This window comes from Streptomyces sp. S.PNR 29 (genome assembly GCF_030386795.1).
Classification (GTDB): Bacteria; Actinomycetota; Actinomycetes; order Streptomycetales; family Streptomycetaceae; genus Streptomyces.
In genome coordinates this window covers 81424-102770 of sequence record NZ_JANUQM010000002.1, presented here as the reverse complement: position 1 = coordinate 102770, position 21347 = coordinate 81424, and the positions used below count along the sequence as shown (strand labels likewise).

Sequence of the window (21347 nt, the reverse complement as noted above, 5' to 3'; positions counted from 1 at the left end):
TGGTGGGGAGTGGCCTCGGCCCTGCTGGCGAACACGCTGTACAGCCTCGGTTTCGTCCTGGAGAAACGGGCGCTCACCGCCCTGCCGGAGGTGACGATCCGGCGGCCCGCCCGGCTGCTGCGGCTGGTGCTGGGCAGCCCCCTGTGGATCGGTGGTTCCCTCGCGCTCGCCGCCGGTTTCGCCGCCCAGCTGGCCGTCTACCGCACGCTGCCGATCGCCGCCGCGCAGGGCATCTTCGTCTCCGGCCTGGTGCTGCTCGTGCTGCTGTCGTCCCGGCTGCTGGGCGAGGAGACCACCGGGCGGGAGCGGTACGCGCTCGGCGCCATCCTCCTCGCGCTGCTGATGGTCGTGCTGTCCCTGCGGGAAGGCTCGGACACCGTCAGCCGCGCGGCGCCGTACCCGCTGATCCTGCTGGTGTGCGTGCCGTCGCTGGCGGCCGGCGTATGGCTGTACAACGCGGCCGAGCGCCGCGCCCGCCACCGGCACCGCCTGCCGACGACCGGCGTCGAGTACGGCGTGGCGGTGGGCCTGCTCTACGGCGTCAGCTCGCTCGCCATCAAAGGGGTCTCCAGTTATCTGACGACCAGCGGGCCGGTCGGCGCCCTGCTGGACCTGCTGTCGTCCCCGTACCCGTACCTCCTGCTCTTCACCGGCGTGTTCGGCCTGGTCATGTCGCAGGCGGCGCTGCAGCGCTGCCGGGCCTCGCTGATCGTGCCGGTGTGCACGACCGTGACCTGCCTCTACACGGCGGTGCTCGGCACGCTGTCGTTCGGCGAGGCGCTGCCGGACGAGCCGCTGCGGCTGGCGCTGCGCGTGGCGGGCACGGTGCTCGCCGTCGCCGTGCTGCTGAGCATGCCGAAGCACGACACGGCGCCCCAGTCCCCCGCCAGAGAGTTGACTCCCCCATGACTCCCGACGACCCCCTGCTGAAGATCCTGGCGTGCCCGCTCGACAAGGGCCCGCTGCACCTGCTGCTCCCGGACGAGCGGGTCGCCTCCGAAGAGGCCCTCTACAACCCGCGCCTGCGCCGCCGCTACCCGATCGTCGACGGCATCCCGCAGCTGCTGCCGTCCTCCGGGGAACAGGTGCCGGAGGACGAGCACGAGGAGCTCCTGAAGAGGATGGCCCCATGACCCTGGCCGCCCGGCTGGCCCCCTTCCTGCCCGCCCGCCTCGTGGCGGCGACCGCCAGAGCCGTCTATCCCCGCTTCGAACCCGAGCTGGCCCGGCTCGCCGACCTGTGCCCGCCCGGCTGCGGCACGGCCGTGGACGTGGGCGGCTGGTACGGCCCCTGGACGCACCGCCTGGCCGGCCTCGCACGTCAGGTGGTGACCGTGGAGCCGGTCCCGCACCTGGCACGACTGCTCGCCGACGGCTGCCCCGGGAACGTCCGTGTGGTCCGGGCCGCGGCCTCCGACCGCCCCGGCATCGCCCGCCTGTGGCTGCCCCCGGACGACTCCGGCGCCCGGGGTGTGTCGTCCCTGGTCCGCCGGGACATCCACGCCCGCGCGCTGGACGTCCCCTGCGTGACCCTGGACGAGCTGGGCCTGAAGGACGTCGGCTTCGTCAAGATCGACGTCGACGGCAACGAGGCGGCGGTGCTGCGCGGCGCGACGGGCCTGCTGGCCCGCGACCGCCCGGCCCTCTTCGTCGAGCTGGAGTGCCGCATCCAGCCGATCGCCCCGGTGGTGACGTACCTGTCCCTGCTCGGCTACGACGGCTGGGTCCTCCCCGGCGACACCTGGGTCCCGCTGGCCTCCTTCCCCCTGGAGACGCACCAGGCCGACGCCTGCCACGTGGTCTCCCAGGGCCTGCTGCGCCGCGTGCTGCCCTTCCGGGGACCGCGCTACGTCAACTCGGTGCTGTTCCTGCCGGACGGCCGCCGGCCCGCCCCGCGCACCGTGGGCGACGATGGGTCCCATGCCGTCCTCCGGAAAGCGCCCCGCTAGCCCCTTCACACCGCTCGACTTCCAGCTGGTGCTGCTGCGCCGCATGGCCGACCACAACCCGGACCTGGTGGAGGACGCCCGCCATGAGCTGGGCGTCTCGATCGCGGACATGCGCGAGGCCAACAAACGGTGGCAGGCGATGGTCCGCTCCCCGCGCGCCCGCTCGGCAGCGAGCCGCTACCGCTCGGTCCTCGGCGAACCGGAGTCCGTCACGTCCCGCAGGATCGGCGACCTGGAGTGCGAGGCCCTGCACTGGCGTCTCCCCCTCTGGCCGGACCTGCGTTTCGAGGTGCTCGTCGCCGGAAACGGCGCCGTCTGGAACGAGTGGCTGGTCCGCGCCCCCGGTGCCCGGGGCCCCGCGTTGCACACCGTGGACGACCTCACCCCCTGGTCCTGCACGATCGACGAGGCGGCCCGGGCCTTCTCCCCCGCCCGCCCCCTCCAGGGCTCGGCCCCGACCCGCTGGGGGCTGGCCTTCACGGCCCCGGACACCGAGGGCGCACGGCACGAGGTGGTCGCCGAGTTCACCTGGGGCCTGCTCCAGCGGACGCAGGTCAGCCGGTAGCCGCCGCCAGCACCGCTTCGGCCACCCGCGGCACCGACCCGGTGTGCAGCGACAGGAAGAGGTTGGGCTCGACCAGCTCCAGCTCCATCACGCGCGGCCGGCCGTCCTCCCCGTCCACCAGGTCGACACGGCCGTACAGCAGCTCCGGCGAGTCCGGTACGGCGGCCAACGCGCGCTCCGCGGTGGACAGTTCGGCCGGGGTCGGGGTCCACGGCTCCAGGCCCGGGTGGGCCACCTTGCGCTCGTCGTAGGGGGTACCGGGGGCCAGGACGGCGCCCTTGCGGCTGGCGTGCAGCAGGCGGCCGCCGAAGAACTGCAGGGCCCGTTCACCGCTGACGTCGATGCCGCGGACATACGGCTGCACCATCGCCGTGAACCCCTCGGCGTGCATCCGCTCCAGCTGCCGTACGGCGGTGGCGTGCTCGTCGGGTGTGTAGCGGGCGGCGAACCGGGCGCCCGCGCCGGAGGTGGGCTTGACGACGTACTCGTGGTCGTCGGGAAGGTCGGCCGGCTCGCCGGGGGCTATGTAGCGGGTGGGCACGACGGGCACGCCCGCCGCCGCGAGGTCCCCGAGGTACCGCTTGTCGGTGTTCCAGCGGATGACGTCCGCCGGATTCGCCAGCCGCGTGAGCTCGCCGCACTTCTCCGCCCACGCCGTGAACTCGTCCGCCCGCCAGCTGTAGTCCCAGGTCGAGCGGATCACCGCGAGGTCGAAGGAGCCCCAGTCGACGCCGGGGTCGTCCCACAGCACGGCGGACGCCTCGGCCCCGGCCTGCTCCACCGCACGCACCAGCACGGGCAGGTCGCGGTCGACGCTGACCTCGGGTCCGGGCCGGCAGGTGACGAGTGCTATCCGGGGCACGGCGGGCTCCATCGTCGTACGTACGGTCGATCGCCCGGCAGGCTAACAACCCGGTCAGGAACCGGGACAGCCCGGCCGCCCGCTACCGTTCCTCCTCCGGCTCCCAGTCCAGCAGCCGTACCTTCGCCACCGTCCGCACATGGCGGCGCATGGCCGTGGCCGCCTGCCGGGGGCGGCGGTCGGCGATCGCGTCGAGGATGGCCTGGTGCTGGGCCAGGGACCGGGTGGGGCGGCCGGGCTGGCGGAGGGATTCGGTGCGGCTCTCGGCGATCTGGCCGGCGATGGAGCGCATGAACTCCGCGAGCAGACCGCTGTGCGCGGCCGCCGTGACGGCCGCGTGGAACAGACGGTCGCCCTCCACGCCGGGTCCGCCCCGCTCGATCTCTCCGGCCATGTGGTCGAGCGCGGACCGCATCGCGGCCAGGTCGTCCTCCGTGCGGCGCTCGGCGGCCAGTTCGGCGAGCTTCGTCTCCAGGGCCTCACGGGCCTCCAGCACGTCGGGGAGGCGCCGGCGGCGTTCGACCATCTTCTCGACGGGCTCCACGTCGAGGCTGTCCCGGACGAGGTACGTACCGCCGCCGTGCCGCGCCTCGACCAGCCCCTGGACCTCCAGGACCACGATCGCCTGCTTCACGGAAGCACGGCTGACGCCGAGCCGCTGGGCCAGGTCCCGCTCGGGCGGGAGGCGGTCGCCGGCGCGCAGGCCGCCCTCGGTGACGTACTGGCGCAGGCGGTCGAGGACCTGCTGGTAGAGCGGTGTCCTTGTCATGGGGCGCAGTGCGTCGGTCACGGGATCCCCCTCTCGTCGGGAGCGTAACACCGCACCCGTTGATGGCTGAGTGGCTGAGCCAATTTCCGCGCGACCCCTTGACGGCGCCCGCCGCCGGGCCCAGGCTGGCGTGCCAGCAGAGGCAAAGTGGCTCAGCCACTCAGCCACAGAGCCACAGAGCCACAGAGCCACAGGAGGGGCTGCCCCCGACCGCTGACTCGCAACCGCTCCGGGACCCAAGGACGGGAGCCCGTATGTCCCCTGAACTCGTCTCGATCCTCGTCCTCGTCGTGGTGTTCGTCATCGCCACCACGCGCTCCGTCAACATGGGCGCGCTCGCCCTCGCCGCCGCCTTCGGGGTCGGTGAACTCGTCGCCGGTCTCGACGCGGACGGCATCTTCGCCGGCTTCCCGGGCGACCTGTTCGTCGTCCTGGTCGGCGTCACGTACCTGTTCGCCATCGCGCGGGCGAACGGCACCACCGACTGGCTGGTGCACGCGGCCGTCCGGCTGGTCCGGGGCCGGGTGGCGCTGATCCCCTGGGTGATGTTCGCCCTCACCGGCGCGCTCACGGCGATCGGGGCGCTCAGTCCGGCCGCGGTCGCCATCGTCGCGCCGATCGCGCTGAGCTTCGCCGCCCGCTACGGGATCAGCCCGCTGCTGATGGGCGCGCTGGTGGTGCACGGCGCCCAGGCCGGCGGATTCTCGCCGATCAGCATCTACGGCTCGATCGTCAACGGCATCGTCGAGCGCGAGAAGCTGCCGGGCAACGAGATCGTCCTGTTCCTCGCCTCCCTGATCGTCAACCTGGTCATCGCCGGCATCGTCTTCGTCCTCTTCGGCGGGCTCAGACTGTGGGCGCGGGGCTCGGTGACGGCCGGCGGGGACCCGGGCGGCACCGGCGACGAGGGGCGGGCCCGCCCGGCGGAGGGCGGCACCGGCACACGCCCGGCCCCCGCCGCCACCGCCGTGGCCACCCGCCCCGACACGGCGCCCGGTACCGCACCCGGCACCACCCGCCTCACCCCGGCCCGGATCGCCACCCTCACCGCCCTGGTCGCCCTCGTCGTCGCCGTCCTCGCCCTCGACCTGGACGCGGGCCTGACCGCGATCACCCTGGCCGTGCTCCTGAGCACCGCCTGGCCGGAGGACAGCCGCAAGGCGGTCGGGCAGATCGCCTGGCCGACCGTCCTGCTGATCTGCGGTGTCCTCACGTACGTCGGCGTACTGGAGGAGATGGGCACCATCAAGTGGGCCGGGGAGGGCGTCGGCGGCATCGGCGTCCCGCTCCTTGCGGCGGTGCTGCTGTGCTACATCGGCGCACTCGTGTCGGCGTTCGCCTCCTCCGTCGGCATCATGGGCGCGCTGATCCCGCTCGCCGTGCCGTTCCTGGCGCAGGGCGAGATCGGGGCGGTCGGCATGGTGGCGGCGCTCGCGGTGTCGGCGACGGTGGTGGACGTGAGCCCGTTCTCGACGAACGGCGCGCTGGTGCTGGCCGCGGCACCGGACGTGGACCGCGAGCGTTTCTTCCGGCAGCTGATGGTGTACGGGGGGATCGTGGTGGCGGTGGTACCCGCGGTGGTGTGGCTGGTGATGGTCGTACCGGGCTTCGGGTAGGCACCGTGGACGGCGACAGGCAGCGACAGTCATGGCAACAGGCAGCGACAGTTAAGGAGTTACGACGCGTGTCCTCTCTCTTCCCGGCCCTGACCGACGGCCGGACCGACAGGCCCGCTCTGCGGTTCGGTGACCGCTCCCTGACGTACGCGGAGCTCGGCGCGGCGGCGGGCGCGCTCGCGGGCCGGCTGGCGGGCGGCGGGCGGGTCGCCGTCTGGGCGACGCCGACGATGGAGACCGCCGTCGCCGTGGTCGCGGCGCTGCTCGCCGGGGTGCCCGCGGTGCCGCTCAACCCGAAGTCCGGGGAGAAGGAACTCGGGCACATCCTCTCCGACAGCGCGCCATCGCTGGTGCTGGCTGCTCCCGGTGCCGAACTGCCCACCGTGGTGGGCGCCTTGGAGCGCATCGACGTCGATGTGCGGGCCACCGGCGCGGTCCCCGAGGACCGCGCCGACGAGGGCGATGCCGCGCTGATCGTGTACACCTCCGGCACCACCGGCCCGCCCAAGGGTGCCGTCATCTCGCGCGGGGCGGTCGCCACCACCCTGGACGCGCTCGCCGACGCCTGGCAGTGGACCGGCGACGACGTGCTCGTGCACGGGCTGCCGCTGTTCCACGTCCACGGGCTGGTGCTGGGCGTCCTGGGCCCGCTGCGGCGCGGCGGCTCGGTCCGGCACCTCGGCCGGTTCAGCCCCGAGGGCGTGGCGCGGGAGCTGAACGACGGCGCCACCATGCTGTTCGGGGTGCCGACGATGTACCACCGCATCGCGGAGGCGCTGCCCGGCGACCCGGGGCTGGCGAAGGCGCTGGGCCGGGCGCGGCTGCTCGTGTCCGGTTCCGCGGCGCTGCCCGTGCACGACCACGAGCGGATCGCCGCCGCGACCGGGCGGCGGGTGATCGAGCGGTACGGCATGACGGAGACGCTGATGAACACGAGCGTCCGGGCGGACGGGGAGCCGCGCGCGGGAACGGTGGGCGTTCCGCTCCCCGGGGTCGAACTGCGGCTGGTGGAGGACGACGGCACGCAGATCACGTCGTACGACGGCGAGACCGTCGGCGAGATCCAGGTGCGCGGCCCGAACCTGTTCACCGAGTACCTCAACCGGCCCGACGCCACGGCCGCCGCCTTCACCGCCGACGGCTGGTTCCGCACCGGCGACATGGCGGTGCGCGATCCCGACGGCTATGTCCGGATCGTCGGCCGCAAGGCCACCGACCTGATCAAGAGCGGGGGTTACAAGATCGGGGCGGGTGAGATCGAGAACGCGCTGCTGGAGCACCCCGGTGTGCGGGAGGCGGCCGTCACCGGGGAGCCGGACCCCGACCTGGGCGAGCGGATCGTGGCGTGGATCGTCCCGGCGGACCCCCAGTCCCCGCCCGGGCTCGACGAGCTGGCGGACCATGTCGCCGGCCGCCTCGCCCCGCACAAGCGGCCCCGGGTCGTCCGGTATCTCGACGCGCTCCCCCGCAACGACATGGGGAAGATCATGAAGCGGTCGCTGAGCAGCCATGACTGAGCGGCTGTCCGCGCGGGAGTTCCTCACCGGCGTCACCGACGACTTCGCCGAACTCCCCTGCCCCATACGGGAGTCCGAGCACCCCGACGGCCCCCTCGCCTGGCGGGGTTACGGCGCGCTGCGCGCCCGCGCCGCCGAGCGCACCGGCGAGGAGGAGTCCGTCGTCTGCGGCACCGGGCAGGTCGAGGGCACCCGGGCGGTGCTGATCGCGTTCGAGTTCGGCTTTCTCGGCGGCTCGCTCGGCGAGCGCACCGGCGACCGGCTTCAGGCGGCGTACACGTACGCCCGTGAGCACCGCCTGCCGGCCGTCCCGCTGGTCGCCACCGGCGGCAGCCGGATGCAGGAGGGCATGCTCGCGCTCACCCAGCTCCAGCGGGTGGCACGCCAGTCGGCGCTCACGCGGGAGGCGGGGCTGCCGCAGATCGCGGTGGTGCGGGACCCGACCACCGGGGGCGGCTGGGCGACGCTCGGCGCGGGTGCCGACGTGATCCTCGCGCTGCCCGGCGCCCAGGTCGGCTTCGCCGGTTCCCGGGTCCGGCCACCGGACGCGGACCCGGCGGCGTACACGGCCGAGGCGCAGGTGGCGGCGGGGTCGGCCGACGCGGTCGTACGTCCGGAGGAACTGCGGGCGACGCTGGGCCGGTGGCTGCGGCTGCTGACGTCACCGGCGCGGCAGGCGCCCCTGCCGCCGGCCCTCGGCGCCCCTGGCCTGCCCGCCACCGGCTGGGACGCCGTCCGGCGCGCCCGCTCTCCCGAGCGCCCCCGCGCCGCCCGCTACCTGGACGCCTGCTTCACCCACCGGGAGGCGATCGGCGGCGACCGCTGCGGGGGCGGCACCGACCCGGGCATGCTCTGCGGCTTCGGCGAGCACGAGGGACGTACGGTCGCGTACGCCGCCCAGACCGGGAGCGCGACCCGCCCCGCCGGGTACCGCACCGCCGCCCGGCTGATCCGCCTCGCGGACCGGCTCGGCATCCCGGTGCTGACGCTGGTGGACACCCCGGGCGCGGCGGGCGACGCGGAGGCGGAGCGGCAGGGCGTGGGGCCCGCGATCGCGGACCTGTTCGGCGCGGTGGCCACCGCGCGGGTGCCGGTCACCACGCTGGTGATCGGTGAGGGCGGCTCCGGCGGCGCGCTGGCGCTGGCGGCACCCGGCAACACCTGGGCCACGCCGGACAGTTACTTCTCGGTCATCGCGCCGGAGCTCGCGGCGGCCATCCTGAAGCGGCCGCCTCAGGAGGTGGAGGCGACGGCGGACGAACTCCGTATCCGTCCGCAGGACTTGGTGGAGCTGGGCGTGATCCGGGGGGTGGTCGGCTGACCGGTACCCCTGACGTGGGTGAATGGATCGTGAAGATCTTCCGGGCGTAGGTTGGGCCCCATGGTGGAGGGGGCGAAGACCACGACACAGGCCGTGTCGTCGGGGCGACGGACACGAGGCCGGCACGCCGCTCGGCGGCAGAAGGCGGCGAAGGGAGGACTGGCCCGCTCGTCCTTGCTCATGGCGCTGGGCACCGTCGTGTCCCGCGCCACGGGGCTCGTCCGGACGGTGCTGCAGGCCGCCGCGCTGGGCACGGGCCTGCTGGCCAGCACCTACAACACGGCGAACACGGTGCCGACCAGCCTGTACACGCTGTTGATCGGCGGTGCGCTCAATGCCGTGCTCGTGCCCCAGTTGGTGCGGGCACGGGCCACGCATCCCGATGGCGGGAAGGCGTACGAGCAGCGCCTGGTGACCCTCGTGGTGACCGTGCTCGCTGCCGGAACGGCACTGGCGGTGTGGGCGGCTCCGCAGATCGTCGGCCTGTACATGCGGGACACCCCCGGCAGGCACGAGGCTTTCGAACTGACGGTGACCTTCGCCCGTTTCCTGCTGCCGCAGATCTTCTTCTACGGCCTGTTCAGCATCTACGGTCAGGTCCTCAACGCCCGGGAGAAGTTCGGGGCGATGATGTGGACCCCGGTCCTCAACAACATCGTCCTGATCGGCATGTTCGGGGCCTACCTGGGCCTGCTGACCGTCCCCGGCCGGGTGGAGGACATCACCGCCACGCAGGTCCGCCTGCTCGGCATCGGGACCACCGCCGGCATCGCCGTCCAGGCCCTCGCGCTGATCCCGTTCGCGCGGGCCGCGGGCTTCCGCTTCCGGCCGCGGTTCGACTGGCGCGGCACCGGCCTGGGCGCCGGCGTCCACGCCGCGAAATGGACGCTGCTGTTCGTCCTGGCCAACCAGGTCGCCCTGACGGTGATCACCAACTACGCCAACGCGGCCGACCAGGAACTGCCGAACGCCGGCGTCGGCTACTCCGCCTACAGCTACGCCCAGACCATCTGGATGCTCCCGCAGTCCATCGCCACCGTCTCCCTGGTCACCGCGCTGCTGCCGCGCATGAGCAGGGCCGCCGCGGAAGGCCGCATCGCGGACCTGCGGGCGGACCTCTCCCACGCCCTGCGCGCCAGCGGCGTCGTCATCGTGCCCGCCGCCTTCCTGTTCCTCGCCCTGGGCCCGCAGATCTCCACGCTGCTGTTCGCCCACGGGACCGCCGACGCCGCCTCGGCCCAGCCGCTCGGGCACATGCTGCAGGCGTTCGGCCTCGGGCTCATCCCGTTCTCCGCCCAGTACCTGCTGCTGCGCGGCTTCTACGCGTTCGAGGACACCCGCACGCCCTTCTTCACGGCGGTGTGGATCGCGACGGTGAACATCGCGCTGGCCACCGCCTGTCATGTGCTGCTGCCCGCGCGCTGGTCGGTCACCGGGATGGCCGGTGCCTACACCCTGTCCTACCTGGCGGGCCTCGCCCTCACCGCGCGGCTGCTGCGCAGGCGGGTCGGCGGCCGCCTCGACGACGGGGCCGTTCGCCGCACCTACGCCAAGCTGGTGTGCGCCGCGGGCCTCGCCGCGGGCCTCGGACGGCTCACCGCGGGCGCCTGCGCCGGCTTCCTGGGGACCGGCATGTGGCCCACCGTCGCCGCCCTCGCCGCGGGAACGCTGACGCTGGGCGCGGCCTATCTGGTCCTGGCCCGTCTGATGAAGATCGGCGAACTGCGGCGCCTCCCCGGGACGCGGTGAGACCCGCGCGACGGAAATCCCCCGTTCGGCCGCGCCCCGGCCGGCCCCCTGGGACAGGCGCCCGTCGCCACCCGGCCGCACGATGTCGAAGTGGACCGCCGTCCGGCGGCCCTCCGGTCTGCGCTCTCGGGAGGAACTGCCATGACCGCCACTCTGGAGCAGTTGCGCCGCTGCCATTTCGCCGTCGATCTGGGGGCGGCCAGGACGCGGGTGTATGTGAAGGGCGCCGGCCTCGTCGTCGACCAGCCGTCCGTCGCCGCCGTGAACACCCGTAACGGCGCGCTGATCGCGGTCGGCGAGTTCGCGGAGCGGATGACGGGCCGTACACCCGACTACATCCGCGTCGTCAAGCCCGTGACCGGCGGCACCGTGGTCGACATCGAGATGGCGCAGCGCATGCTGCGGCATCTGCTCGGCGACAAGATCCGCCGTACCCTGCGCCGCAAGCCCCGTCTGCGCGCCGCCGCCTGCACCCCGCACGACGCCGATCCGCTGGCCCAGCGTGCCACCATCGAGACCCTCGTCGGTCTCGGCGCCCGCCGCGTGGAGCTGGTCGACACCCTCATCGCCGCCGCCGTCGGCTGCGGGCTGCCGGTGGAGCAGCCCGAGGCGACGATGATCATGGTGTGCGGGGCGGCCGCGACCCAGGTCGCCGTGCTCTCCCTCGGCTCGATCGTGACGGCCGAGCGGATCCCGGTGGGCGGCGAGGCCGTCGACCACGCGATCGTGCAGCATCTGCGCCACCAGCACGAGCTGATGCTGCCCAGCCAGAACGTACGGCCGCTGCAACTCGCCCTGTCCGGCAACGGGCTCACTCCGCACGGCCCGGCCTCCACCGAGATCCACGGACGCGACGTCGCCACCGGCCTCGCCCGCTCCGTGCAGGTCGACACAGCCGCCGTACGCAACGCCATCCAGACGCCGCTGACCGCGGTCCTCGACGGCATCGGCAAGGTGCTGCGGGACTGCCCGCCGGACCTGGTGGCCGACCTCTCCGACCGCGGAATCATGATGGTCGGCGGCAGCGCCCTGCTCCCCGGGTTCGACCAGATGCTGCGGCAGGCCACCGGCATGCCGGTGCACATCGCCGAACGGCCCGACGTGTGTGCCGTGCAGGGCCTCGGCTACATGCTGGAGGGCAAGATCGAGCCGATGGAGCTGGACCCGGCGACCTGACCTTGAGTCAGGGCGCGCTCACCGGGGTTCCGCGCCCCGCCCGGCCGTCCGTCATCGCGCGAACCAGCACCGCACGGTCGTACCGTCCTCCCCCGTGTGCACCCGGACCAGGTCCGACACGAGGTTGACGAGCAGCAGCCCGCGCCCGCCGCGCTGGTCGCGGGGGGCGGGCCGACGCCCCGCCAGCGGGTCGGTGAGCCGTCCCTTGTCGCGGACCTCGCACACCACGTACCCGTCCTCGTCCCACACCCGCAGCACGCCCGAGCCGCCGCCGTGCACCACGCTGTTGGTGACCAGCTCGGCCGTGACGAGCGCCAGGTCGTCCAGCTTGACGCCCTCAAGACCGAGCCGTGCGCCCTCACCGGTGGCCACGTGCCGGGCGTGGGAGAGCGTTTCGGCGTCGAAGGCGAAGACCAGTGCCTCCGGTACCGGTGACAGCGGCTCGTTGTAGCGGGCGACGACGGCGTCGGGGGCGTACGCGGCGCTGGCGAGTTCCGCGGCGGAGCCGGAGGGGATGACGGTGGGGTGTGTGGCGTAGGCGTCGGCCAGGACCTGCTCGTCGAGGCGCCGGGCGTCGTACGGGCACAGGATCGTCACCGTGCGGTCCTGGAAGGCCGCGTTGATCAGCGCCTCGTGCTGGACGCAGGCCGGGTACTCGGTGGGCGAACGGCCGGCCCAGACGGGCTCGCCGATGATGTGCACCCGCCTGCCGGACGGCTGGGTGTCGGCGAAGGCGCGCAGCACGCCGGGGATGATCCGGCCGGGGTTGCGTCCGGCCTTCCGCATGTCCAGGAACTTCACGGCGTCGGCGCCGTCGCCGAGCGCCTCCCGGATCAGCGCGAGGTTCTCCCCGGGCACCGCCACCGCCACGGGGTCACCCGCCTCCAGTGCTCCGCGCACGAAGGGGACCGTGCCGGCGACGTACTCCCGTTCGTCCCGGTAGAAGAGGGCGGGGTGGACGAAGGCGCCGGGAGAGGCGAAGGTGTCGGAGGGTTCGAAGGGATCCGTCATGGCACTCATGACATCGTCACCTCGATCTCCGACAGGTCGGGCCAGAGCGTGTCCAGCACCCGTCGCAGAGTCGGTGGCGGCCGGTGCAGCACGAACCGCCGGCCGTCCTGGAGCCGCTGTGCGGCTGCCACGAGCGCGCCGGCGCCCGCGACGTCGACGAACGTCACGTCGGACAGCTCCAGGTAGTACACATCCTCACCCTCGCCCACTGCCTGCTCCAACGCGCGTTCCCATCGTCCGCGCGTCGCCAGGACGACCTCGCCCGCCGCCCGCAGGCCCTTGCGCCCGGTCAGCGGGGACACCGTCAGCCCCGGTCCCGTGTGAACGGCTCCGGACGGTGCCTCGTGCTGAGTGCCCACCCTCGTCTCCCATACTCCCGGACGAAGCGCCCTTACCCACCCGGACGCCGGTCAATCCTCGACGCAGGGTGTACTCCGCCTTACGGCGGGCAGGCGCATGGCAGCGCCGACGGGTGCACCGGAGCCGGGCCGACGGCTCCACGCCCGGAAAGCCCGGCGGCTACGGGGAAGACGCGACGTTGGAAGTCTGTCGATGACCGACGAGGACCGACAAGGCGGTGACATGACCTCAGCGGCACCACCATCACTAGCGGGGAGGCTGAACACCCTGGTCGTCGAGGCCCGCGTGAACGCGGACCGGGCGCTGCTCGTCCCCCGGGGTGAGCTGGTCAACGGCTGCGCGGACACGCTGGCCGAGACCCTGGCCGGACTGCCGGCCGGCGTGTACCGCATCGAGCTGGACATGAGCGGTGTGGTGTTCATGGACACGGCCGGACTGCAGTTCCTGGACGTACTCAACGACTTCAGTCAACGGCACGAGGTGCCGGTGACGGCGACGAACTGGAACGGACAGCCGCGCCGGATCCTGGAACTCGCCGGACTGGACACCACCGATCCCCTGTGTGCCACGGCCCACCGGCCCGCTCCGGAGCCGGACGTGCCGGAGCCGGCCTCCTCCGCGGTGGCCCTGGAGCGCTCGGAGCAGCTGCACGTCCTGCAGGTGGAGGTGGAGCAGCTGCGCCACGCGATCGCCTCCCGCCCGGTGATCGACCAGGCGCGCGGGGTGCTGATGGCCATCCACGCCTGCACGCCGGACGAGGCGTGGCACATCCTGCGAGAGGCGTCCCAGCTGTCCAACACCAAGCTGCGGCTGGTGGCCGCCGCGGTCACCGCGGGCGCCGAGGCCGACGGACCGGCCCCTCCGCCCGAGGTGCGCACGGCGCTGCGCACGGCGGTCGCCCGCCTCCGCGGCTGACGCCCGCCCCCGGCGCGGATGGCACCGGGTCCGGCGGGTACCCGGTCCCGCGCTGCCGGAGCCGCCGACGCGGACGCTGCGGCGGCGCCACGATGAGCGAGCAGATCCCGTCGCAGGCCGGGGGTGCTCGCGACGACGTACCCGAGGCGGAGGACGCCACCGGTCCGTGACGCCGCCCGGTGGGCCGCGTCCCCGAGGGAGCCGGTCAGCCGATGGCGATCCGGGGGTGGGCGGACGGCGTGATCCAGCCCATGATCCGGTCCATGGTGGCCCGCGGCACCGAGACGCAGCCCGCCGTGGCGCCGCTGCCGTTGACGTGGAGGAAGATGCCCGCGCCGCGACCTGGGGTGGCGGGCCACCGGTTGAAGTCGATGACGAGCGCCTTGGCGTACTGGGTGGGGTAGTTGACGAGGTGCTCGCTGCCCCGGTCGCCGGACTCGGTGAGCGGGAAGTCCGCGCCCTGTTCGCCGTGCATGGAGTTGTAGTACTTGGACTCGGGGTCCTCCACCCACCAGTCGTCGTCCGTCACGACGTGGTACGGCATGGCCGTGCCGCCGGCTTCGACGCCGAAGCCCTCGGTGATCGTGTAGCTGCCGGTGGGGGTGGTGTAGGTGCCCTGCCTGCGGGTTGCCCCGTCGGTCACGCCGTTGGCGCCGACGCGGGCCGCGCCCGTGCTGAACTGGGCCTTCCAGCCGGAGGATCCCTTGGCCCACGCGGTGACGGTGGCGTAGGAGCCGCTGGCCTTGACGGTGATCAGCTGGGTCGCGTCGCCCACCTCTACGGGCACCGGGAAGTCGGGGGCGGCAGGTGCCGGGGCCGCCGCCGCACCACCGGATCCCTCCTCCGTGCCGCTCGCCGAGCCGCTCCTCTCCCGCGCGGCAGGACCGGACGCGGAGGCGGACGCCGAGGCCGACGCGGAGGCACGGCCGGAGGCGGAGGGACTGGCGGAAGCGGATCCGGAGGCGCTCGGCGACGCCGAGGCGGAAGCGCGGGGAGAGCTCGCCTTGGGCGCCGGCGAGATCTCGACCGAGTCCGAGGCCGCCCCCTGCCGGTCGTCGGGCGCACCGCAGGCGGTTGTCACCGCCAGAGAGCCGAGAACGGCGGCGGTGACCAGAAACCGCCGGGGAAGGACCTGCACGGTGAACTCCTGAAAGGACGGCAGAAGGGCATGGCAAGGCGGCGGTACCGCCCGGACACATGCCGCGCGACCTGCGAGAACGTCACCTCGATGGCGGGGGTTGTAGTCAGCCCTGAGATCCGGTGTCAATCAGGGCGACAAAACGGAGGACATCGCCCTCGCCGAAGGCCCGCAGGCCCCGGCCCCGCGCCCCCGGCCCGACCGGCAGGTTAATTCCGTCCTTCTGCCAGGTGTACAACCATTCACCCCCATCTGACGTCGAACTGGCGAACAGCGGCATCGGTGCCGCACAGCGGTCCTTGGGGGGAAGCCTTGCGTACGTCGATCGGTTGGTTGCGTGCTGTCCTGCGCGTACGCGGAAAAACCGACCTGCTCCTGGTGCTCCTCTTCACCGCCGGCTTCGCGGCGCTGCCCGTCTTCGCGCTGGTGCCCTCCCTGTGGGGCTTCGCCGCCGCGTCGGCCGTGAGCTACCTCGCGGACGAGGCGTTGCACGCCCGGTCCCCCGGCTTCGTCCGCCGGCTGGCGGCGCTGCAGCTCACGCGCACCATGCGGTTCGCCGCCAGGACGGTGATGCTGCTCGCCCTGGCCGACCGGATGAACGCTCCGGGCGCGGTGCTGGTCGCCGGACTGGCCGTCTTCAGCGCCCACTTCGCGCTCGTGATGCTGTATTCGGCGCTGCACCGGGCCATCCGCGCACGACGGGTGCTGCCGGTGGCCGTACGCAACCTCGACATGAGCGGTGCGGGCATCCCGCAGAGTCCGCCCGCCTCCCTCTACCGGCGTTTCCTGCGCAAGCTGCTCCATCTCGACCTGCCGGCCCACGCTGGCCTGCTCGCGGCGCTGGCGACCGGCACGTGGTACCCGGCGGGCATCGGCTTCGCGCTGACGGCCGCGCTGCCCCTGGCGGCGGTGCTGGCGCTGCTGGGACAGTACCGCCGGGCCCTGAGGACGCCGCGCCGGGACGAGGTGATCGCCGAGGTCAACCGGCAGCTGGCCGGGTACCGGCCCGAGGTGGCGCTGTACTTCAGCTTCGCCGCGGTGTCCCGGGACTTCATGTACCAGGTCAACATGTGGATCGAGACGCTGGAGCAGCTCGACCGGCGCCCGTTGATCATCCTTCGTGAGCAGGCCTCGTTCCGCCACCTCAGCCGGACCTGGATACCGGTCCTGTGCGTGCCCAAGGCCGACGACCTGGCCGAACTGGACCTGCCCGACGTCCGGGTCGTCCTCTACCCGGGCAACGCCGGCAAGAACGTGCACATGCTGCGCGTGGCCGAGGCCAAGCATGTCTTCATCGGCCATGGCGACAGCGACAAGCTCGCCAGCAGCAACCGCGTCAGCAAGGTGTACGACGAGATATGGGTGGCCGGCCGGGCCGGCCGCGACCGTTACCAGCGCGTGCGGCACGCCATCAGCGACGAAGCGATCGTCGAGGTGGGCCGCCCGCAGCTGTCGCCGATCCGGCTGCACGCCGACCACACGCCGGGCCCGCTGCCCGTCGTCCTGTACGCCCCCACCTGGGAGGGCTGGAGCGACGACGACTGCCACACCTCCCTGATCCCGATGGGCGTGCCCCTGGTCGAGAGGCTCCTCGCGGAGAACGTACGCGTCATCTACAAGCCGCATCCGCTCACCGGCAGGCGCTCGCGCGAGGCGGCGGAGGCCGACCGGGCCATCCGGGCGATGCTGCGCGCCGACAACGAGCAGCGCGAGGCCGCGCAGACCGAGGCCGCGGTCGCCGCCGCCAGGCCGCGGCTGCAGGAGATCCAGGCCCGGCTCGACGAACTGGCCGGGCGCCACGGGGGCGACTACACCCAGCAGACCCGGGACGCGCGGATCCCGGACCGCGACGGCACGGCCGAGTGGCAGGAACTGCACGCCGAGTGGCACCGGATCTTCTGGGAGAGCCGCGGCCCGATCCGGCACAACGTGATCCTCAAACCGCTGCCGACCCTGTACGAGTGCTTCAACCAGGCGGACATCCTCATCAGCGATGTCTCCTCCGTGGTCGCCGACTTCGTGGCCGGCCTCAAGCCGTATGTCCTGACCAACGCCCAGGATCTGCCCGACGACGAGTTCCGCGCCGCCTACACCACCGCCGGCGGCGCCTACCTGCTCGACCGCGACTGCACCCGGCTGCCGGAGATCCTGCGGTCGGTCCGCGAGCCGCGGCACGATCCGATGGCCCCGCACCGCCGCACGCTCAAGGAGTACGTCCTCGGCCCGGACCGCCCCACCTCCATGGAGCGGTTCAACGCGGCCGTCAACGCCCTGGCCGACCGGGCCACGGCCGAGAAGGCCGAACCGGCCCTGAAGGTTCTGATCGATCCCGCCCTCGGTGTCAGGGAAGCCGTACCGAGCGCAGGGCGCGATGAGTCCTCGGCTCCACGACGACATGACCCGAGCCGCCTCCCGGCACGATGAGCGCGGGGTGCTCGCCGCTCCTGGTCTGCGGATAGGGCGCTGACAGGCGCGGCGCGGCCGCTCCGGCCCCGTCCGGGCCGGTGTGCAGGTCGATGGAGATCACCCGCCCCCGGGAGGTGTCGTTCCCGGGGGTGAGGGTGACGAACCGCCCACCGGCCAGGCCGCCTTCCTCCGTGGTGGTGGCGTAGCTCCACAGCCTCCGCGGGTGTTCCAGGTCGTACGCGGTCCAGGCGCCGGCGCCCGGGTCCTCCGCGCTGTCCTCGTACAGCATCAGCACACCGTCGGAGGAGATCAGACCCCGTGCGGGCCTCATGCCCGTGCCCGCGGCGGTCCTGAGCGGCCTGAGCGTGGCCGGGTCGAGGCGGCGCGGAGGCGGGAAGGTGTCCTCGGCGGAGACCGGGCTGCCGGTGCAGACCAGGTAGCGGCCGCCGGAGACCAGGTGCGGGCATGTGGTGCCCGGGGGGCTCGTCGCCACGGCGTCGCCGGTACGGGCATCGCGGGCGGTGACCTGCGCGCCGTCGGTGGTGTAGACCCGGCCGCCGAACGCGGCGATGCCTTCGCCCGGGTCCGCGTCGACGGCCCGGTGCCACAGCGTCGCGCCGTCGGACGCCCGGAAGGCCCCGAGGGCGACGTCCGCGCCGTCCCCGGACCGCCCGCTCCTGGTGTCGAGGGCGTAGACGACCCCGGACGCCGCGCCGGTCCCGGTGTAGGAGCGCCCGGAGGGGAGCCGGTGCGTCCAGGCCGCCGTACCGGTCCGCAGATCCGCGGTACGCAGCACGCGGCCGCCGCTGGTCACGGCCCGCTCGTCGGCCGCGTCGACGACAAGTCCCCCGTTCTTCCCGCCGCCTCCGCCGCCGGCGACGGTCCAGGTGACCGCACCGGTGACCCGGGACCGCCCGACGAGACCGTCGGGAGCGGTACTGCACACCACCTGATGTTCCGTGGCCCCACAGGTTCCGGACGCCTCCTGCGGGGAGAGGGACGTGACCCACGCACGCCACGGGCCGTCGGCGGCCCCGGAGTTGTGCGGGTCGGCCGGGCCGGGTGCGGGCGTACCCGAACACCCGGCGAGCAGCACGGCACCCAGCACGGCCACGACCGTTCGCACCCGCAGCGCCTGTCGCATCAGAGTCACCCCCGTAGACCCCATGGTGCATCGGACGACGCCGACAGGTACATCTCCTGACCCGGCGACAGAGCGTGTGCCGGGCACGCCACTTGGGCACATCCCAGCATTTCTCGTTCCGGCACGTTCTGGCCGTAGACGCTTCAACAAGCGGTGCTGATCGGCCCGGTGCCGATCGGCGCGACAGCCGGAATTCCGGAATGCAGCCGATGAGTATGCGTGGGAGGCTGGCAAGTGGGGCATACCGAAAACTCGCCTTGACCGTCAAGGAGGCGACGTCATGAACGAGTACGATCCCAAGGCAACAATGCTGGGTCCCACGCTGGCGGATGCCACGGGCAAGGATTTCATCGACGGCCGGGGGCGACGTTGGCTCGCGGTGGGGAAGATCACGCCGAAAGACATCGACGTCGCCCGGTTCGAGCAGGAAAGAATCAGCGCCGAGTACCGGACGCCTCCTGAGCCGGATGCACGGACTCTGAGCGTGCGGTCCCTGGCGGAGAAACTGCGTCCGAGGCGGCTCGTCGGGGAATACGAGTATCTGCTGGAGGAACCGGACTACGAGGTCGCCGAGCGCGTCCTCGCGATGGACGAGGCTCCGCCGACAGACGCGTACGAGGCCGTGGACGAGGCTCAGAAGCCGGAGTTCGTGGTCCCGCCGATCGACGACCGCGTACGCCTCAACACCACCCAGGTGTTCCCGGCAAGCGCCAACGCCTACCTGTCACAGACCTGCACGGCCACGATGATCGGGCCGAGCACGGCGGTGTGCGCCGCCCACTGCTTCTACCAGAACGGCTGGATCACGTCGAGGAGTATCACCTTCGGCGCCAACACAACGGCGCCGACGGCTCCCTTCGGAAGTTTCCTCGCCGACAGTGTGACCCTGCCTGGTGCCTGGAACATCAATGAATGGGACTGGGACTTCGCCGTTCTGGAATTCAGCCCGTCACGGCCCAATCTGGGACGCCAGACCGGCTGGTTCGGAACGGCCCAGAACTTCAACGGCAGGCACACGATCATCGGCTATCCCGTGGACAAGCCCGTTCCGTCGTCCTGGACCGCCTCCGGGAGGTTCACGGCTTCCCCGGGCAGTCGCTACGAACACGACATCGACATCGTCAGCGGTAACAGCGGAGGCGGCGCCTACCACGTCGACGATCTGCGCGTGGCGGGAATTCAGTCGACGCAGTGGAGGAATCCGACACGCGTCTGGAACGAGGTGCGCAGGTGGGACTCGGTCACCTACAACTTCTTCCACGCCTACGGGAACTGGCCGAGGTCCTGAAGGAGGCCGGCCCTCGGCCGGTCAGCAGCAGCCGCCCGCGGTGGCCGGTTGCCCGGTGTCGGCGTCGGCCTTGACGACATACACCTCCCACGGTTCCTGGCCGGGGCCGTGCACCCAGACCTTGTCCTGGAGGGCGTAGCAGCAGGTGGTGTCGTTCTCCACGTCGGTGGCCAGCCCGGCCTCGCTCAGGCGTGCGGTGGCGGCGCGGACGGCCTCGGTGGTCTCGACCTCGACGCCGAGGTGGTCCATGCGGGTCGCCTCGCCATGGACGCCTTCGATCAGTACCAGCTTCAGCGGGGGCTCGGCGATGGCGAAGTTGGCGTAGCCGTCGCGGAGTTTGGCGGGCCCGGTCCCGAACAGCTTCGTGTAGAAGGCGACGGACGCGTCGAGATCGGGTACACGCAGGGCGAGCTGTACGCGGTTCATCACGAACCTCCTTGAGTGGAAGGCGAGTTCAGCAGCCGCCCGGAGGCAGCAGGGGCGCCGACTCCACGGGCCGGGTTCGATGTCCTGCTGGACCCAGGGTGGCACTTGATTTGACAAGCGTCAACATAGACGCTTGCCGAATCAGCGGCCCGGCGCCCGTCTGGTTCGACATATGCCAACATAGATACATGTCGAATACGAAGGTGCTGCCGCTGATCGAGACCGGCGCGCCCGAGGCTGTGGCCCGGTGCTGCCCGCCGTTGACCGAGCGCCCGATCACCGCGGAGGAGGCCGAGACGGCCGCGCGGATGTTCAAGGCCCTCGGCGATCCGGTGCGGCTGCGGCTGTTCTCCGCGGTCGCCTCGCACGAGGGCGGCGAGGCATGCGTGTGCGACATCTCCGACGTCGGGGTCTCCCAGCCGACCGTCTCCCACCACCTGAAGAAGCTCAAGGAGGCCGGACTGCTGACCTCCGAGCGGCGCGGAACGTGGGTCTACTACCGGGTCGAGCCGTCCGTGCTGGCCGCGATGGGCAGGCTGCTGATCTGATGTCCGACAGGCCCTCCGTGCTCTTCGTCTGTGTCCACAACGCGGGCCGTTCCCAGATGGCCGCCGCGTGGCTGACCCACCTGGCCGGGGACCGCGTCGAGGTCCGCTCCGCGGGCTCCGACCCGGGCGAGCGCGTCAACCCGGCCGCCGTCGCGGCCATGGCCGAGGTCGGCATCGACATCTCCGCCGAGGTGCCGAAGATGCTCACCGCCGATGCGGTCAAGGAGTCGGACGTCTGCATCACCATGGGCTGCGGCGACACCTGCCCGGTCTTCCCCGGCAAGCGGTACCTGGACTGGCGGCTCGACGACCCGGCGGGACAGGGCGTCGAGGCGGTCCGCCCGATCCGGGACGAGATCAAGGTGCTGGTCGAGGGCCTGATCAAGGAGATCGCGCCGTCGCCCCAGGCATGAGCACGGGCGGCGCGTCACGGTCACGGCCCGCGGCGCGCGTCCAGGCCGGATGAACGACCAGCCCCGAACCGGCATGCGGCTGCCGGGCAGGTGTCGCACTTACGAGCAGCGGATTCAGTTTCGGGAATCCTGGCGAGCCACGAGCGCGGACAACCCCCGTGCACCAATGCCCGAA

General features: G+C 72.5%; 21 protein-coding genes. 14 read left to right on the top strand and 7 right to left on the bottom strand.

The window, feature by feature from the left end:
- Positions 1-9: 9 nt before the first annotated feature.
- From NW895_RS05110 to NW895_RS05095, 4 genes are read left to right on the top strand one after another with little or no spacing between them, the layout of a single operon-like run.
- Positions 10-909, top strand: a complete 900-nt coding sequence (locus NW895_RS05110) for a hypothetical protein (RefSeq protein WP_289934798.1) — start codon at positions 10-12, stop codon at positions 907-909.
- Entirely contained in the window at positions 906-1133 is a 228-nt protein-coding gene (locus NW895_RS05105; RefSeq protein ID WP_289934057.1) for a Trm112 family protein, read from the top strand. The genes NW895_RS05110 and NW895_RS05105 overlap by 4 nt, the downstream gene beginning before the upstream one ends.
- Positions 1130-1948 carry an FkbM family methyltransferase gene (locus NW895_RS05100; RefSeq protein WP_289934056.1) on the top strand — a complete coding sequence of 273 codons (819 nt, stop codon included), beginning with the start codon at positions 1130-1132 and terminating at the stop codon, positions 1946-1948. Before NW895_RS05105 ends, NW895_RS05100 begins: the two co-directional genes overlap by 4 nt.
- Entirely contained in the window at positions 1911-2513 is a 603-nt protein-coding gene (locus tag NW895_RS05095; protein ID WP_289934055.1) for a hypothetical protein, read from the top strand. Before NW895_RS05100 ends, NW895_RS05095 begins: the two co-directional genes overlap by 38 nt.
- Here the strand turns inward: NW895_RS05095 and NW895_RS05090 are convergent.
- Positions 2503-3375, bottom strand: coding sequence for a hypothetical protein (locus NW895_RS05090; RefSeq protein WP_289934052.1), 873 nt, complete (start codon positions 3373-3375; stop codon positions 2503-2505). The genes NW895_RS05095 and NW895_RS05090 overlap by 11 nt on opposite strands.
- An 82-nt stretch (positions 3376-3457) precedes the next feature.
- Positions 3458-4165, bottom strand: coding sequence for a FadR/GntR family transcriptional regulator (locus NW895_RS05085; protein WP_289934050.1), 708 nt, complete (start codon positions 4163-4165; stop codon positions 3458-3460).
- Between the two features lie 233 nt (positions 4166-4398).
- Between NW895_RS05085 and NW895_RS05080 the strand changes: the two genes are divergently transcribed.
- The 5 genes from NW895_RS05080 to NW895_RS05060 all read left to right on the top strand — a co-directional run bounded on the left by NW895_RS05080 (position 4399) and on the right by NW895_RS05060 (position 11523).
- A complete protein-coding gene (locus NW895_RS05080) occupies positions 4399-5760 on the top strand; it encodes an SLC13 family permease (RefSeq protein WP_289934048.1) in 1362 nt (453 codons plus the stop codon).
- A 68-nt stretch (positions 5761-5828) separates the two neighbouring features.
- A complete protein-coding gene (locus tag NW895_RS05075; protein WP_289934047.1) occupies positions 5829-7277 on the top strand; it encodes an acyl-CoA synthetase in 1449 nt (482 codons plus the stop codon).
- Positions 7270-8598, top strand: a complete 1329-nt coding sequence (locus NW895_RS05070) for a carboxyl transferase domain-containing protein (protein ID WP_289934046.1) — start codon at positions 7270-7272, stop codon at positions 8596-8598. The genes NW895_RS05075 and NW895_RS05070 overlap by 8 nt, the downstream gene beginning before the upstream one ends.
- Before the next feature lie 60 nt (positions 8599-8658).
- On the top strand, positions 8659-10347 hold the full coding sequence (gene murJ, locus NW895_RS05065) for a murein biosynthesis integral membrane protein MurJ (protein WP_289934044.1): 1689 nt from the start codon (positions 8659-8661) through the stop codon (positions 10345-10347).
- Positions 10348-10488: 141 nt separating this feature from the next.
- The gene (locus tag NW895_RS05060) at positions 10489-11523 is read left to right on the top strand and encodes a rod shape-determining protein (RefSeq protein ID WP_289934043.1); all 1035 of its coding nucleotides are present in this window, start codon (positions 10489-10491) and stop codon (positions 11521-11523) included.
- Between the two features lie 51 nt (positions 11524-11574).
- On the opposite strand, the gene NW895_RS05055 is transcribed toward NW895_RS05060, so the two are convergent.
- Together NW895_RS05055 and NW895_RS05050 are read right to left on the bottom strand one after the other, a co-directional pair.
- Entirely contained in the window at positions 11575-12543 is a 969-nt protein-coding gene (locus tag NW895_RS05055; RefSeq protein ID WP_289934041.1) for an anti-sigma factor RsbA family regulatory protein, read from the bottom strand.
- Positions 12540-12893: an STAS domain-containing protein gene (locus tag NW895_RS05050; protein ID WP_289934040.1), complete on the bottom strand. Its 354-nt coding sequence runs from the start codon at positions 12891-12893 to the stop codon at positions 12540-12542. Before NW895_RS05050 ends, NW895_RS05055 begins: the two co-directional genes overlap by 4 nt.
- 223 nt (positions 12894-13116) lie before the next feature.
- Between NW895_RS05050 and NW895_RS05045 the strand changes: the two genes are divergently transcribed.
- Positions 13117-13809: an ANTAR domain-containing protein gene (locus tag NW895_RS05045; protein WP_289934039.1), complete on the top strand. Its 693-nt coding sequence runs from the start codon at positions 13117-13119 to the stop codon at positions 13807-13809.
- A 205-nt stretch (positions 13810-14014) separates the two neighbouring features.
- Here the strand turns inward: NW895_RS05045 and NW895_RS05040 are convergent, their stop codons facing one another.
- Positions 14015-14947, bottom strand: a complete 933-nt coding sequence (locus NW895_RS05040; RefSeq protein ID WP_289934037.1) for a L,D-transpeptidase family protein — start codon at positions 14945-14947, stop codon at positions 14015-14017.
- A 333-nt stretch (positions 14948-15280) separates the two neighbouring features.
- Between NW895_RS05040 and NW895_RS05035 the strand changes: the two genes are divergently transcribed.
- The gene (locus NW895_RS05035; protein WP_289934036.1) at positions 15281-17371 is read left to right on the top strand and encodes a hypothetical protein; all 2091 of its coding nucleotides are present in this window, start codon (positions 15281-15283) and stop codon (positions 17369-17371) included.
- On the opposite strand, the gene NW895_RS05030 is transcribed toward NW895_RS05035, so the two are convergent.
- The gene (locus tag NW895_RS05030; RefSeq protein ID WP_289934035.1) at positions 17289-18497 is read right to left on the bottom strand and encodes a PQQ-binding-like beta-propeller repeat protein; all 1209 of its coding nucleotides are present in this window, start codon (positions 18495-18497) and stop codon (positions 17289-17291) included. The two genes, NW895_RS05035 and NW895_RS05030, sit on opposite strands and share 83 nt — an antisense overlap.
- A gap of 280 nt (positions 18498-18777) precedes the next feature.
- On the opposite strand from NW895_RS05030, the gene NW895_RS05025 reads away from it, so the two are divergent.
- Positions 18778-19785: a trypsin-like serine protease gene (locus tag NW895_RS05025; protein ID WP_289934034.1), complete on the top strand. Its 1008-nt coding sequence runs from the start codon at positions 18778-18780 to the stop codon at positions 19783-19785.
- A gap of 21 nt (positions 19786-19806) precedes the next feature.
- Here NW895_RS05025 and NW895_RS05020 read toward each other — a convergent pair whose 3' ends face one another.
- Entirely contained in the window at positions 19807-20211 is a 405-nt protein-coding gene (locus NW895_RS05020) for an ArsI/CadI family heavy metal resistance metalloenzyme (RefSeq protein WP_289934033.1), read from the bottom strand.
- 188 nt (positions 20212-20399) lie between these two features.
- On the opposite strand from NW895_RS05020, the gene NW895_RS05015 reads away from it, so the two are divergent.
- Together NW895_RS05015 and NW895_RS05010 are read left to right on the top strand one after the other, a co-directional pair.
- Entirely contained in the window at positions 20400-20759 is a 360-nt protein-coding gene (locus NW895_RS05015; RefSeq protein ID WP_289934032.1) for a metalloregulator ArsR/SmtB family transcription factor, read from the top strand.
- Positions 20759-21172, top strand: coding sequence for an arsenate reductase ArsC (locus NW895_RS05010; RefSeq protein WP_289934031.1), 414 nt, complete (start codon positions 20759-20761; stop codon positions 21170-21172). The genes NW895_RS05015 and NW895_RS05010 overlap by 1 nt, the downstream gene beginning before the upstream one ends.
- The last annotated feature ends 175 nt before the right edge of the window (positions 21173-21347 follow it).